The sequence below is a fragment of the Lysinibacillus parviboronicapiens genome, from assembly GCF_003049605.2.
Classification (GTDB): Bacteria; Bacillota; Bacilli; order Bacillales_A; family Planococcaceae; genus Lysinibacillus; species Lysinibacillus parviboronicapiens.
Genome location: NZ_CP073713.1, coordinates 1,368,051 through 1,382,008 on the forward strand (window position 1 = coordinate 1,368,051; position 13,958 = coordinate 1,382,008).

The window sequence follows — 13,958 nt, forward strand, 5'->3', positions numbered from 1 at the left end:
AGGTCATAAAAATGGAAATGGCTTATACAGTGACAGTTTTCCTCTTTGGGCTCGTACTTGGCTCGTTTTTTAATGTAGTGGGGCTACGTGTTCCACTGAAAGAGTCGATTGTCAGCCCACCTTCACACTGTACGAATTGCAAGAGACAACTAACTGCACTGGATTTAGTGCCAGTGTTGTCATATGTCTGTTTAGGTGGCAAATGTCGTAGCTGTGGGCAAAAAATCTCATGGATTTATCCGTTAATGGAGCTTATCACCGCACTTTTATTTGCATTTGCGTATTGGCGATTAGGTTTTAGCGTAGAATTTGTAGTGGCGATGTTATTGATATCATTATTAGTGATACTCGTTGTTTCTGACTTGGCGTATATGCTTATACCTGATAAAGTACTGATATTCTTTTTACCATTGTTGTTAGTTGGGCGTGTCATGTCACCACTGACACCATGGTGGGATAGTCTAGTGGGCGCAGTAGTTGGTTTTGGCATATTATATCTGATTGCAGTGCTGTCACGTGGCGGCATGGGTGGTGGTGATATTAAATTATTCTTTTTACTTGGCCTTGTACTTGGCACGTTGAATACACTACTTACACTATTTGTAGCCGCAAGCATTGGGATGGTAGTGGGCATCGTGGTGCTACGACTGCGTCAGCAAGGCAGAAAAACACCTATACCGTTTGGTCCGTCGATAGCACTTGCAGCGATTCTTGTATATTTCTTTGGGGACGCCATGATTAATTGGTATGTAGGATTATGGTAGACTTTAAACCTTTTAGATAGGGGAGGCGATTGTGTGAAACCTATTATTGGGATAACAGCATTTGCAGAGGATGATTTATCGTCAAGATTAAATGTAGCATATTGTAAAAGTATTATCGAAGCGGGTGGCATTCCATTTATTATCCCTCTTGGGGTAGAGAATGATGTGGCGCAAATTTTATCATTGACTGATGGTTTATTACTTTCTGGTGGTTATGACGTGCATCCATTTCACTTTGGCGCAGAACCGACGCCAGGATTAGGGCAGATTCAACCAGAAAGGGATACGCTAGAACTCGCTTTGATTCAGGCAGCTTTAATAAGACAAATGCCGATTTTTGGGATTTGTCGTGGTATCCAACTATTAAATATTGCTCTTGGTGGCACGCTTTATCAGGATATTGATAGTGAATATCACAGTAGTAAGCTGTTAAAGCATAGACAGCAAGCAGCTCGGGGTGTTGCTACACACTATGTCAACGTTGTTCCTGATAATTTATTAAACACGATTGTGGAAGAAGATAAGATTGCTGTGAATTCAATGCATCATCAAGCTATTAATGTGCTAGCGGAAAAATTAAATGTCGTAGCAAAGTCGAGCGATGGTATCGTAGAAGCGGTGGTCCATGACTCATTGGCATTTTGTCTCGCAGTCCAGTGGCATCCTGAAGAACAAGCAATTGTAGGTGATGAAGTGGCGAAGAAGCTGTTTACAGCTTTTATCAAAGCGAGTTTAAAATACAAAAGAGAAGCATAGTTGCATGCTTCTCTTTTTTGATGGAGCAATATTGTGAGTCCATTAATGCACGCGGCGGTATAAGCCAACAACTTGTCCTAAAATCGTCACTTGGTCAACAATGATTGGCTCCATTGTCGCATTTTCTGGTTGAAGTCGGAAATGTGTTTTTTCCTTGAAGAAACGTTTAACTGTCGCTTCATCCTCTTCTGTCATGGCAACGACAATATCACCATTATCGGCAGTAGCCTTTTGTTTAACGATGACTAAATCTCCGTCAAAAATGCCTGCTTCAATCATCGATTCACCCATGATTTCTAACATAAATAGCTGATCTTCGCTTGTGCCATAAGTATCTGGTAAAGGGAAATATTCATCGATATTTTCGATTGCTGTAATTGGTGATCCAGCTGTTACTTTTCCTACAAGTGGTACATGAATGACGCTTTGTTTTTGAATGGAATCCTCGGGCTCTAAAATTTCAATGGCACGTGGTTTTGTTGGATCTCGACGGATGAAGCCTTTTTGCTCTAAACGAGCTAAATGGCCATGAACTGTTGAGCTAGAAGCTAGCCCAACCGCTTCACCGATTTCTCGTACTGATGGTGGATAACCTTTTGCGCGCACTTCTTCCTTGATAAATGCTAATATGTCCTCTTGTCTTTTAGAAACTTTTTTCATGATTGCTCACCTCTTTTTATCTTTTGTTCTTCTTACTAGATAGTATAGCAGAATGCGAACACTTATGCAAACATAGGTTCGAAAAGTGTTTGACAAAAACGTTTGTTCGTTTTAAAATCAGAACATACATTCCGAACAAACATTCTAAAAAGGGGTTATAATTCATGAACTGGATAAAGAAAAATACACATATTTCAATTTTAATCGGCGCTTGTTTACTATTTGCGGGGTACCTTTTTGTAACTGACCCTGGGGATATTACATATACAGAAATTCATATAGAACATGGCGATAGCTTATGGTCGTTAGCAGAACAATACCGTGGTAAAATGGAAACAGATGACTGGATAAAGATTGTGAAAGTGGAAAATGAATTGAAAAACGTCAATATTGTTGCAGGAAAATCATTGGTCATACCATTAGTGGGGGAAAACGCCAGGCCCACAAATTCAATTGAAATTGCGAGAAGTGGAAAATGATGAATAATCACCAATCGGCTGTCGTCTATTGCCGTGTAAGTACAGAAAAAGAGACGCAAAGTTCGTCACTTGAGCGACAAGAAGAAGAATTAGTGCACTATGCTCAACAGCAAGGCTATGAAGTAAAGTGTGTTTTTATGGATAAACATAGCGGCTATGATGTCGAGCGTGAGGGACTGCTAGAAATGCTAGATTTCATAAAAGAACAAGAGATTCAAGCATTATTTGTGCAGGATGAAACACGTTTAGGACGTGGTAATGCTCGAATGGCAGTGCTACATTTATTGCAAAAAACTGAAACAGATGTTTTTTCTATGCGTGATGCCGGACCAGTACAGCTGAATGAAATGGACACGATGCTGCTCGAAATTTTAGCGATTGTCGAGGAGTACCAACGTAAAATTCATAATGCGAAAATTCGTAGGGGAATGCGTCGTGCGGTAGAAAACGGCTATCGTCCTGAAAAAAATCTGTCCAATCGTGGGAATCCAGCTGGTCAGGAACGCAAAGAAGTGCCTATAGAAGAAATTGTGCGACTTCGTCATCGCGGTCTCACTTTTGAGGAAATTGCGATGTCACTTAGAGGGCTCGGTTTTGAAGTGAGTAAGGCAACTGTACATCGACGATATCAAGAACATCAAAAAAGATTAGCGGGCAAATAATTTGCGCCCCTAATCTTTTTTTGTCGTTTTACGATGGTTTTACGTCCACTCTTGCGCTAAAACAGCGTAATAATATTCATCCCACCACTCATCTCCGTGCGGTATACACTTTTTGAAATAACCTTCTTTTCTCATGCCGATTTTTTCCATCACTTTGTATGAGGCTATATTTTGTGGTTGGCAAGTGGCTATAATTCTATGTAACTGCATGTCCTTAAAGCCATAATTCAATAGAGCTTGTGCTGCTTCTGAGGCGTAGCCTTTATTATAATAGTCAGGGTTAAACACCCAACCAATTTCATACGTATGTTCTCCAAAATATTGATGAAAAACCATATGCCCTATCAGGATATTTTCTTCTACTAAAATTACTGGGAAATTTTTAGCTTCCTCCATGTTCTCACTGACAAAGTTTTTTGCATCTTTCTCACTGAAAACACCTTCAGGAATATATTTCATCACATTCATATCGGAAGTGTACGCATAGACAGCTTGCCAATCATCAGGCTCAAATTCCCGTATTACTAATCTTGGTGATTTTATAAACATTTTTTTACCTCCCATTTATTCATTTCATCACAACCATAAGTTTTAGTCATGATTGCATTATTTACATTTTATTGGTAAACAATGAAGAAGTACAGAATATTGTTATCATTACTTGTAAATTTCAAACTGTATAGATAAAATTAGAACAAATGTTCCTTAGGAGACATCGTTCAGGTGCAATTTCCTACATGGTGCCACCAATATAAGTATGATGTTAGGTTTCACGGAACTGGGGAGGGAGAAAACAAATGACTACATATAACAAAAATACGTTAGCGCTAGTAGAATTTGATGAAAATGATATCTCGGGGTTAATTACATTGTCAGCGTCAGTTGAGTGGGATTATGATGAATTTGAAATTGCCACGGTTTTGTCATCTGGTAAAATATTTGGTCACAAAGATGCAGCAGGTACAATTGTTTCAAGTGCGGCCATCATTAAGTATGATACGCATATAGCTTCCATTGGCATGGTGATTGTCCATCAAGATTTCCGAGGATTGGGCTTAGGAAAAGATGCTACCCAAAAATGTTTAGACAGTGCTGCTGGAGATACCGCTATAATGCTTATTGCGACAAAAGAAGGCGAACCCTTATATGAAAAAATGGGTTTTAAAACTGTCGATTATGTACAAAAGTATCTAGCGGATAATTATAGAGTGAACCATGGGTTATCGACCAATAATATGACCATTGAAAATTATCATGAAAATGATTTAAATCAAATATTAACATTAGACGAAGCAGCATTTGGCGATAAAAGAAGTACATTTCTTCACAATAGAATAAAACAAGCCAAACAATGTTTAGTCGTTAAAGATCAACATGCAAAAATTATTGGATTCGGTATCTCGATTTTAGGGCCAATTAATTTATTGCTAGGACCAATTGTAGCACCTGATTGTCAAACGGCCTCCTTAATACTAAATAATTTGGCTTTAAACCATCAAGGCAAATTGCGAATAGATGTGCCAGTGGGGAACGAAGAGTTTGTCGCATTGTTGACACAAAGTGGCTTTAAGGAGGTTAGTAACCCGCCAGTTATGATCATTAATTCTGTAGAAATGCCACCTCGAAACAATACACTATTTGCTCTTGCTGCTCAAATTTTTGGGTGAAAAAAGACAGTTAGGTTTAGGGTCAGCCATATCAAAAAACAGAAATTGTAGGATACTTAAAGGATCAAGCTACACACTTTTTTTCTGCTTTACTTCTTGCATTATTTTACAACACAACTAAATCGCTTAAAAGGCTGATATAACTGCATTTTGAAGCAATTCATGCTATACTTTGCGTACCATATTCATTAAGATAGGTACTGAAAGGTGTGGAATTATGTTATCAAAAGAAAAAATCAATCGAATTAATGAATTATCAGCTAAAGCTAAAACAGGTAATCTTACTGAAGAAGAAGCAAAAGAACGTACTGCACTGCGTAAAGAGTATTTGGATACGTTTAGAGCATCTATGCGCGATACAATTGAAAACGTCAAAGTTGTAGATGCAGAGGGCAATGATGTTACGCCGGAGAAGGTAAAGCAAGCGAAAAAAAATAAATTTTTAAATTAATGTGACACAATTCTATTAAGTATGTCATAAATCTCAAATAGTATAACAAAACCATTGTTTTCTAAGACAATGTTGACTAAACTGTAAAAGAACAATATATAGGACGAGAAAGGATGTCACAACATAATGACTCAACATGCGGATCAACTAGCGATTAATGCTATCCGAACATTGTCAATCGATGCGATTGAAAAAGCAAATTCAGGTCACCCAGGATTACCAATGGGGGCAGCGCCAATGGCTTATACGCTATGGACAAAACAACTTCGCCACAATCCGGCAAATCCACAATGGTATAACCGCGATCGTTTCGTACTTTCTGCAGGTCATGGCTCAATGCTTTTATACAGCCTACTGCACCTTGGCGGCTACGGCTTACCAATGGAAGAAATTCAAAACTTCCGTCAATGGGATTCATTAACACCAGGACATCCAGAATATGGTCATACAGTTGGGGTAGAGGCAACAACAGGTCCTCTAGGTCAAGGTATTGCCATGACAGTTGGTATGGCAATGGCTGAGCGCCATTTAGCAGCTACTTACAACAAGCCAGGTCATAATATCGTCGATCACTACACATTCGCACTTTGCGGCGACGGCGACTTAATGGAAGGTGTTGCAGCTGAAGCTATTTCTTTAGCTGGCCACTTACAGCTTGAAAAATTAATCGTGCTTTACGATTCAAATGATATTTCATTAGACGGTGATTTAGAAAAATCATTCTCAGAAAACGTGCAAAAACGCTTCGAATCATATGGCTGGAACTACTTGAAAGTTGCAGATGGTACAGATGTAACTGAGATTAACACAGCTATTGAAGAAGCGAAAAAATCAACTGGCAAACCAACACTTATTGAAGTAAAAACAGTTATCGGTTTCGGCTCACCAAATAAATCTGGTAAATCAGATTCACACGGTGCACCACTTGGAACGGATGAAGTTGTGTTAACGAAGGCAGCATATGAGTGGGCACATGAACCATTCCAAATCCCTGCTGAAGTATACGACACATTTAATGCAGCGGCAGTAGAGCAAGGTGCTCAACCTGAAGCAGCATGGAACGAAAAATTTGCAGCATATAAAGCTGAATTCCCAACATTAGCGACACAATTTGAAAATGCCATGAATGGTAAATTACCTGAAGATTTCGCAGCAGAATTACCTGTATATGAAGTAGGTAAATCTGTCGCAACTCGTTCTTCTTCAGGTGATGCTATCAATGCGATCGCTAAGAAGACACCTTCTTTCTTCGGTGGTTCAGCAGACCTTGCTGGCTCAAACAAAACGACTATGAAAGGCGCGGGCGATTTCTCAGCAGATAACTACGCTGGCCGTAATATTTGGTTTGGTGTACGTGAGTTCGCTATGGGTGCAGCGATGAACGGTATGGCACTCCATGGTGGTGTTAATGTCTTCGGTGGTACGTTCTTCGTATTCTCTGACTATGTTCGTCCAGCTATGCGACTTTCTGCATTAATGGGACTTCCTGTGACATATGTATTCACACATGATTCCATCGCTGTAGGGGAAGATGGTCCGACACATGAACCTATTGAACACTTAGCATCATTACGCGCAATGCCAAATCTATCTGTTGTTCGTCCAGCTGATGCGAACGAATCTGCTGTTGCTTGGGAGCTTGCAGTAGCATCTGAAAAAACACCAACTGTTTTAGTGTTATCTCGTCAAAACTTACCAGTGCTTGACGCGTCTATCGATACAGTTCGTGAAGGTGTGACGAAAGGTGCTTACACAGTATCTCCTGCTTCTAAAGAAGTAGCAGATGCCATTCTAATTGCAACAGGTTCAGAAGTTTCTCTTGCAGTTGAAGCACAAAAAGCGTTAAAAGCTGAAGGTTTGGATGTAGCAGTTGTTTCCATGCCGTCAATGGATCGCTTCGAAAAACAAGACGCAGCTTACAAAGAGGCCGTTCTGCCAAAAGCAGTAACAAAACGTCTTGCTATCGAAATGGGTGCATCATTCGGCTGGCACAAATATACTGGCTTCGAGGGTGATGTACTTGCAATCGACAAGTTTGGCGCTTCTGCTCCAGGTGAATTAGTGATGGAGAAATACGGATTTACAGTCGAAAATGTTGTAGCTAAAGTCAAAGCGCTATAATCTCTCGTATAGATGTAAAATACCGCAATGCTCAGTGAGGGTTAACTCTCTGCCGAGCGCTGCGGTATTTTTACGTTTTTTGAAGTTTTATGCAGGCTAATCAAGACCACTGCACATTGTAGTACGACCGTGGCAATAAAGCAAAAGAAGTCTTTCGAATTTCCACCAAGCCCCAGTTCATCAACAATTATGCCACTAAAGAATAATAATTGACCAGAAATAACGACAGTAAGGCTTGCGAAGAGCACAGAAAACCAAATCGGCACTTTTTTTATGATGACAATCATAAGCATGATGACAGAGAAAAGTACAATGGCTTCAAAAATTGGCTCAAGCAAAGTAAATGAATTGTCGCTAACGAAGTTATCGTATGTAAAACGAGTGTCCAAATAATCTCCTCCTATTAACAAATAACAACGATGTTCGAAACTAAAGGTTTCTGAATGTATACTAGATGTAATTTTCTATTACGAATAAATAGCTAGTATTACTTTCCAAATTATGTATAATAAAGTTATATTAAGGATTCGAACAACTAAAGCCTACATATTGTTTGCTAGCTCAGCCTCTACAACTATTACGATTTTCTAGTTAAGGTTTGGGATGGATAAAGGAGTATTGCATGCATACACAAAATATAATCATACAAGTACAGAAAACTTTCTCAGCGTTAGATTGTACGGGTGGCGGAGTTATTATTAAAAAACGTGGTCAAACTATTCTAGAAGAGTACTTTGGTGTATATGGACAACAAAAAAAGGCGAAAAAGGTAGGTCCACATACACTCTTCCATCTAGCCTCAGTTCGTAAAACATATGTTGGTTTCGCTGTAGCCTATGCAATTTATCACAACTATATTGCTTCAATAGATGATAGATTAAGTGATTATTTAGGACATACTAGCATTTTTGGGAGCGTAACGATAAGACATTTAGTTACACATACTCACGGTTTACGTTGGCAAAATGAAAAAATTATGAAGGAATTCATAGCAGGGTCTAATTGGGCATATCGAGATGTCAATGTAGATATACTTGCTCAAATTATTTTTAACACTACAGGAAAAACCATTGCTGAAATCGTCAATGAAGAAGTTTTTCAGGCTTTGTCTTTTACTGAGACAAATTGGTTCGGTGAAAAAATTGAAAACCTAATAGAAGTGGACCATAAAAATCATCCATTTTGGTATGAAAGTGAAGTATGCGATGGTAGTAAGATGAATATGTATAGCTCATTAAGTGAGTTAGCTAGCTGGGGGCAAGTGCTTCTTGATAAGGGGCAAGTAAACGGAAAGCAAGTCATACCTATAGAGATCATCCAATTATTAACGACCATTCAATCCCCAAACAGTAAACCGAAGCACTTACCCACTAACGGTGTTTTCTGGTTTGTTCAGCCACAAGTGATAGAGGGGGTGACAGAGCTAAGTCCCTTATTACCAGAAGGAAGTTTTCAACTTCTTGGCTACACAAGTGTAGCGTTATTGGTGATTCCAACAGAGAATATTCTAGCAGTTAGAGGTTTTAATAGCTTTGGTTCACCCCAAGGGTTTGACTACATTCAAGATATTCACGAGTTTGGTTCAATGGTTTATCAATCGGATAGGACATATATGGATTTTCTTAGAACTAGTAAATTTGAATAAAAGGAGCGAGCCATATGAAATTTGATTTAGATGGAATGTTATCTAATCCTAAAATAGGGCTAACAAAGTCTGGTCTTTTTATGTTAATCGCTTGTAGTAGTACTAAATCAACAAAAGGGGTCAACATTGCGTAGGCATTTTGTGAAAAGATCCATGCTTGCCATGGACCTTTTTTAGTGTAGCTTTAAATAGTAAAACCGCTGATAACACCATGGAAATCGCCGACAATGTACCGAAAACTGCTGATAACATCACATACAACGCTGAAAACTAGCAGGAATCACTAAAATTTACGTTGCTAAACCATTTTGAAAGGCATAGACAACGGCTTGTGTGCGGTCCTGAACATCTAGTTTAGCTAAAATATTGCTCACATGTGTTTTTACGGTTTTTAAAGCAATATATAAATCATCAGCAATTTCCTGGTTTGCCTTGCCTTTTGCCATCAGCAGTAATACTTCCATTTCACGGTCGGTTAGCTGCTCATAGAGTGGGGTACTCGTACCGTGACGCATACGATGCATCATTTTAGAGGTTACTTCTGGCTCCAAAACCGTTTCGCCACCGATTGTTTTACGGATGGCGTCAGCAATTTGCTTGGCGTTAGATGTTTTTAAAATATAGCTAACAGCGCCAGCCTCTAGAGCCGGATAGACTTTGTCATCATCTAAAAAGCTCGTAACCATCATAATTTTTGCCTCGGGCCAAGCCTCTAAAATTTTCACAGTCGCCTCGGCACCCGTCATAACAGGCATGACATTGTCCATTAGAATAATGTCAGGGCGTAGGGCAAGTGCTCGTTCAACAGCCTCGGCACCATTCTCAGCTTCACCAACAACGGTAATGTCAGGCTGTGCTGATAGATAGGCAGACACGCCTATGCGAACCATCTCGTGGTCATCCACTATTAATACTTGAATCAACTTCAACAACCTCCTTGTGCTGTGGCACTTTTACTTCCACAATCGTACCTTCTCCAGGCACAGAAACAATTTTGTACGTACAACCAATTTCAACAGCACGTTCTGCAATATTTTGTAAGCCATATGAAGTAGACTTATCAGTTTCAACATCAAAGCCCAGACCATTATCTTGAATACGTAAAATGGCTAGTTCATCTCGGGCTATAAGTAGTAATTCAACCTCTGTGGCCTTTGAATGGCGCAATGTATTTGATAAAGCTTCTTGCGCAATGCGGAACAAATGATCTTCCTCTGCTTTAGTTAATGCCATTTCCTCTAGCTCATATTCGATATGGAAATAGACCTTTTGCTGTAGCTCTATAATGAGTTCCTCTAAGCCTTGCGCGAGGGTTTTATTATGCAGAGCAACAGGCCGTAAATGCAATAATAATGCGCGCATTTCAAGCTGTGCCTGCTGAACAATTTTCTCGACCTGTTTTAAGCTTTTGGCATTTTCATCACTTTCCGTTAGGGCTGAGAGTAACATGGAAGCAGCGAATAATTGTTGAGATACAGAATCATGGAGCTCACGAGCAAGACGTTGGCGTTCGGCAATAATACGTTCTTGAATAATTTTGTCATTGGCTTCAGCGCGTTCATTTGATAGGCGCTGTAAGCTTTTCCGCTGTGTATCGATTAGCTCGCTTGTTTGCGCGAGCGCCTTTTTCAGTGGCTTCGGGAGTGCCTGTTTTTTCGGTAGCATAAAATCAGGTTCCACTAATTCTTTCACAAAGCGGGTTGCTTGCGCCTCTCTTGCCCTAGCCGTCATACTAATCCAGCTAGCAAATAGTAGACTAAGTGCAAATAGACTCAGTAAAATAACGCCACCTAACGGAATATTATCGTAATTTTGTTGCCAGAGTGGTTGCCAAACCTTCTCGTTTGGTTCTCCCCACACAGCAAAAAGGAGGCCGAATGTAGCACCAATCAAAATAAAAAACAAGGTAAATACTCTTGAAAGAAAGGCAATCATTTTCGCAACACCTCCAGATCCCCTAGCCATGTAGCAACATGAATAACGAGTGTACGCTTCGCATCCTCAGGATTTCCATCTGAGAACACTACACTCTCATTAAGGAGCCGCTGCGGACCAGTATGCAAGCAAGTTAACTCACCAAATAACGTCGTAAAATGTAAACGGAATGGAATCTCATAAGGGATATAAACTTGTACTTTGCCGATCCCTTGGCGAATTGTAATCAGGCTGCTGCCAGCTGGTAAAATTGTCTGCGTCGTATCAATTGTAATGTCACCTGCAAGTCTTTGTATTTGTACATCCTGCCATTTATAGGCTTCTACAGGTGCAGGCATTGTGCCAAATAGTTCATTTTTGTCTGCTGGAAGCTTTTCAAATTCTAATGTTACGACTTTAGGTTCGTTTTCTTTTTGCAAATAATGATACAGCATGTATAAGAGCAGTAAGACGATAAAAAGGCGCAAACTCCACATCGTAAAGAGTGCAATCGCAATAAAGAAAATTCCTGTCCATTTAAAAAATCGTATATTTTTTGAAAAGCTTAAATACAGAAGTATAGCCCCAATCAATAAACAAAAAGCACCGCCATTATTAAAGATTGTAAGCTCCACAAAAACGAGTAAAAAGAAGCACAGTACCCAAAATGTGAGTTTATTTGTTGTGAAATTTTGCAAGAGGGACACCCTTCTTTCTACTTAATAGTATGAGAGAGGGAGATAATATCCCTCTAATACAAAACGTGAAAGAATGCGCCGCTTAATGTGGCGCATTTCTTTCCATTATAACATGTTATTTGTTTTCAATTAGTAGTGGTGAGCTAGCATCAGTTGCATTTTTTTCTAGTGCTGCAAGGCGTGCTTCAAAAGTAGTGACTTCATGATCTTTATCAATTTGGAATGCCAGCTTATCGATGTATGATTCTAAATCCTCGAAGTTCGTCTTATTGTTTTTGGCAAGCATACCGTCCATTTGATGATGCGCTCTTGTCACATTTTCTTTGCCCATCAGTTGTAACTGACGAACTTTCATATCTTTAATTTTGTGCTTCATTGTTTCAAATTTACGTTCAAGCTCAAAGTACTCGCGTGTACTTGCCTCAATGCTTGTTTGTAATGTATTTTTGCGTGCTGTGTATGCTGCTACTTCATCTGTAGCGAATTCAATTAAATCTTGCTCGCCACTTGTGTTTGCTAATTGCAGCTGAGACTCACGTTTTGCTAGTAACGCTGAGTTGTCCTTGAATTCCACTTCTAGCTTTTCTTTAAGCTGCCCCTGACGTTCTAACAATTTGCCAGTTTGTTCTGTTTGTTTCTCAGCTTCACGAATATATTGATTTAACATCGCGATTGGATTTTTTTGTTCCTTCTTATCAAATACTTGATGTAAATCTGCCTCAATTGTATATCTAAAACGTTGGAATAAGTTCATATTAATTGGCTCCTTTTATTTTGTTAAATTTGACCATTCTTTTTCGAAGTTCGTAAATGGATCTTCTTCTCTCGCTTCAATTGTTGGGATTTTTACATTTTCGCCATTCCATTTTTTATAGATGACATAGATAGTGGCAATAGCTGCTAGACCTATCATTGCTGGGATGTTAGATACTGCTGATAGGACACCAATTAGACCAACTGTTGCCCAAATAATTTTGGCGAATGTCGATTTGCTTCCGATGTAGAAGTGCATGCCAAGTGCTACCAATAAACCTGAGAATAGTAAACCTGCTAATGGGCCAATTAAGGCAAGTGCGACACATGCTGCGATTATGCCACCTGTTAGTAAAAGAAATTTTTTCATATGGGTGAGCTCCTTTCGTTTGTACCTTTATAGTACCTGTTTGAAAGCTCTTCTAAAACGGACTGGAAATGGATTTTCTTCTAGGTCTCGAGGCTGAGAGAATTTTAAGAAGCCGAAACTAGAAGCTTTTCGACAAAAATAGAAGATGTATGCCACCTTCTTTTGACAAATTAACGAGTTTGTTTAGGCTATACTTACGGTAAAGAAACTGAGCGAAGGGGGATTTCTGGTGAGAACCTATTCCATATATAAAATAAAAGAAGAGCATTTAACGTTTATTTTCGGCAGAGAGCGTAAGTTGTTAGAAATGATGCAGGGCTGTGAAGATGCCAATGAGAAATCCTTAAAGGAACTCGCATATATATGTGAAACAATTCGCTTCGATGAAATTGCTGCTATGTTAGAAGCGCAGCTAGATTCAAAGTATGCGCATTTAGAAAAAGCTCGCAATGCCCTATTTTTAGAACACCCGATAAAAGGGAAAATGGCTATTTATTTGGTGGAACGCAAAATTTGTGTCTATTGTGAGGGATCACGCATGTTAGATTTAGATCTATTTCAGATGTTGGCAAAAATGAGTGAACGCTTTATTGCTTTTAATAAACAAGAGAATGAGTGCGGTTGGCTAAAGCCGATGAAGTATACAATGCACTAGTAATTTTCACGACAATATATAGTAACACGCTACTATTTCGTGTATAATGGAGCGTGGAGAGTTTTTTCTCGGTATATTGTTAGTGGAGGAGGTTGGCAAGATGGCAACTTGGATTTGGATTATTATCGTAATTATTGCTTTAGCAGCAGGGGCAGCACTTGGTTTCTATTTCGCTCGTCAAGCTATGATGAAATATTTAAAAGAAAACCCACCAATTAACGAACAAATGATTCGTATGATGATGGCGCAAATGGGTCGTACTCCGTCTGAAAAGCAAGTACGTCAAATGATGGCACAAATGAATAAATTCCAAAAATAATTAGGAATTTTTAAGGAGCAACTAGTCTAAGCCAGACTAATTGC

At 39.2% G+C, this 13,958-nt stretch carries 18 protein-coding genes; 10 read left to right on the top strand and 8 right to left on the bottom strand.

Annotation, left to right across the window (positions count from 1 at the left end; translation table 11 throughout):
* Nucleotides 1-11 precede the first annotated feature (11 nt).
* On the top strand, nt 12-764 hold the full coding sequence (locus tag C9J31_RS06390; protein WP_107949777.1) for a prepilin peptidase: 753 nt from the start codon (nt 12-14) through the stop codon (nt 762-764).
* A gap of 33 nt (nt 765-797) precedes the next feature.
* Complete coding sequence (locus C9J31_RS06395) at nt 798-1,520, top strand: gamma-glutamyl-gamma-aminobutyrate hydrolase family protein (RefSeq protein WP_107922967.1); 723 nt, start codon at nt 798-800, stop codon at nt 1,518-1,520.
* 42 nt (nt 1,521-1,562) lie between these two features.
* Here the strand turns inward: C9J31_RS06395 and lexA are convergent, their stop codons facing one another.
* Nucleotides 1,563-2,180, bottom strand: a complete 618-nt coding sequence (gene lexA, locus C9J31_RS06400) for a transcriptional repressor LexA (protein WP_010858610.1) — start codon at nt 2,178-2,180, stop codon at nt 1,563-1,565.
* Nucleotides 2,181-2,344: 164 nt separating this feature from the next.
* Here lexA and yneA point away from each other — a divergent pair, with 164 nt between their 5' ends.
* Both yneA and C9J31_RS06410 read left to right on the top strand, forming a co-directional pair.
* On the top strand, nt 2,345-2,659 hold the full coding sequence (yneA, locus tag C9J31_RS06405) for a cell division suppressor protein YneA (protein ID WP_054767186.1): 315 nt from the start codon (nt 2,345-2,347) through the stop codon (nt 2,657-2,659).
* A complete protein-coding gene (locus C9J31_RS06410; RefSeq protein WP_107949774.1) occupies nt 2,656-3,321 on the top strand; it encodes a YneB family resolvase-like protein in 666 nt (221 codons plus the stop codon). The genes yneA and C9J31_RS06410 overlap by 4 nt, the downstream gene beginning before the upstream one ends.
* Nucleotides 3,322-3,360: 39 nt before the next feature.
* Here the strand turns inward: C9J31_RS06410 and C9J31_RS06415 are convergent, their stop codons facing one another.
* Nucleotides 3,361-3,870, bottom strand: a complete 510-nt coding sequence (locus C9J31_RS06415; RefSeq protein ID WP_107949773.1) for a GNAT family N-acetyltransferase — start codon at nt 3,868-3,870, stop codon at nt 3,361-3,363.
* Between the two features lie 248 nt (nt 3,871-4,118).
* Between C9J31_RS06415 and C9J31_RS06420 the strand changes: the two genes are divergently transcribed.
* From C9J31_RS06420 to tkt, 3 genes are all read left to right on the top strand, one after another.
* Entirely contained in the window at nt 4,119-4,988 is an 870-nt protein-coding gene (locus C9J31_RS06420; RefSeq protein ID WP_054767187.1) for a GNAT family N-acetyltransferase, read from the top strand.
* Nucleotides 4,989-5,205: 217 nt separating this feature from the next.
* Entirely contained in the window at nt 5,206-5,439 is a 234-nt protein-coding gene (locus C9J31_RS06425) for a DUF896 domain-containing protein (protein ID WP_107922964.1), read from the top strand.
* Between the two features lie 126 nt (nt 5,440-5,565).
* On the top strand, nt 5,566-7,560 hold the full coding sequence (tkt, locus tag C9J31_RS06430) for a transketolase (protein WP_107949771.1): 1,995 nt from the start codon (nt 5,566-5,568) through the stop codon (nt 7,558-7,560).
* 41 nt (nt 7,561-7,601) lie between these two features.
* Here tkt and C9J31_RS06435 read toward each other — a convergent pair whose 3' ends face one another.
* A complete protein-coding gene (locus C9J31_RS06435; protein WP_107949769.1) occupies nt 7,602-7,949 on the bottom strand; it encodes a hypothetical protein in 348 nt (115 codons plus the stop codon).
* 233 nt (nt 7,950-8,182) lie between these two features.
* Between C9J31_RS06435 and C9J31_RS06440 the strand changes: the two genes are divergently transcribed.
* Nucleotides 8,183-9,205: a serine hydrolase domain-containing protein gene (locus C9J31_RS06440; protein ID WP_107949767.1), complete on the top strand. Its 1,023-nt coding sequence runs from the start codon at nt 8,183-8,185 to the stop codon at nt 9,203-9,205.
* Nucleotides 9,206-9,495: 290 nt separating this feature from the next.
* Here the strand turns inward: C9J31_RS06440 and C9J31_RS06445 are convergent, their stop codons facing one another.
* The 5 genes from C9J31_RS06445 to C9J31_RS06465 all read right to left on the bottom strand — a co-directional run bounded on the left by C9J31_RS06445 (nt 9,496) and on the right by C9J31_RS06465 (nt 12,940).
* Nucleotides 9,496-10,128: a response regulator transcription factor gene (locus C9J31_RS06445; protein WP_054767192.1), complete on the bottom strand. Its 633-nt coding sequence runs from the start codon at nt 10,126-10,128 to the stop codon at nt 9,496-9,498.
* Complete coding sequence (locus C9J31_RS06450) at nt 10,103-11,140, bottom strand: sensor histidine kinase (protein ID WP_107922960.1); 1,038 nt, start codon at nt 11,138-11,140, stop codon at nt 10,103-10,105. Before C9J31_RS06450 ends, C9J31_RS06445 begins: the two co-directional genes overlap by 26 nt.
* A complete protein-coding gene (liaF, locus tag C9J31_RS06455; protein ID WP_107949765.1) occupies nt 11,137-11,817 on the bottom strand; it encodes a cell wall-active antibiotics response protein LiaF in 681 nt (226 codons plus the stop codon). The genes C9J31_RS06450 and liaF overlap by 4 nt, the downstream gene beginning before the upstream one ends.
* A 115-nt stretch (nt 11,818-11,932) precedes the next feature.
* Nucleotides 11,933-12,571 (bottom strand): PspA/IM30 family protein, encoded by a 639-nt coding sequence (locus C9J31_RS06460; protein WP_107949764.1) that lies wholly within the window; start codon nt 12,569-12,571, stop codon nt 11,933-11,935.
* Between the two features lie 15 nt (nt 12,572-12,586).
* Complete coding sequence (locus C9J31_RS06465) at nt 12,587-12,940, bottom strand: lmo0954 family membrane protein (protein WP_107922957.1); 354 nt, start codon at nt 12,938-12,940, stop codon at nt 12,587-12,589.
* A 229-nt stretch (nt 12,941-13,169) separates the two neighbouring features.
* On the opposite strand from C9J31_RS06465, the gene sirA reads away from it, so the two are divergent.
* Together sirA and C9J31_RS06475 are read left to right on the top strand one after the other, a co-directional pair.
* Nucleotides 13,170-13,595: a sporulation inhibitor of replication protein SirA gene (gene sirA / locus C9J31_RS06470; protein ID WP_054767194.1), complete on the top strand. Its 426-nt coding sequence runs from the start codon at nt 13,170-13,172 to the stop codon at nt 13,593-13,595.
* Between the two features lie 100 nt (nt 13,596-13,695).
* Complete coding sequence (locus C9J31_RS06475; protein ID WP_054767195.1) at nt 13,696-13,914, top strand: YneF family protein; 219 nt, start codon at nt 13,696-13,698, stop codon at nt 13,912-13,914.
* Nucleotides 13,915-13,958: the final 44 nt, after the last annotated feature.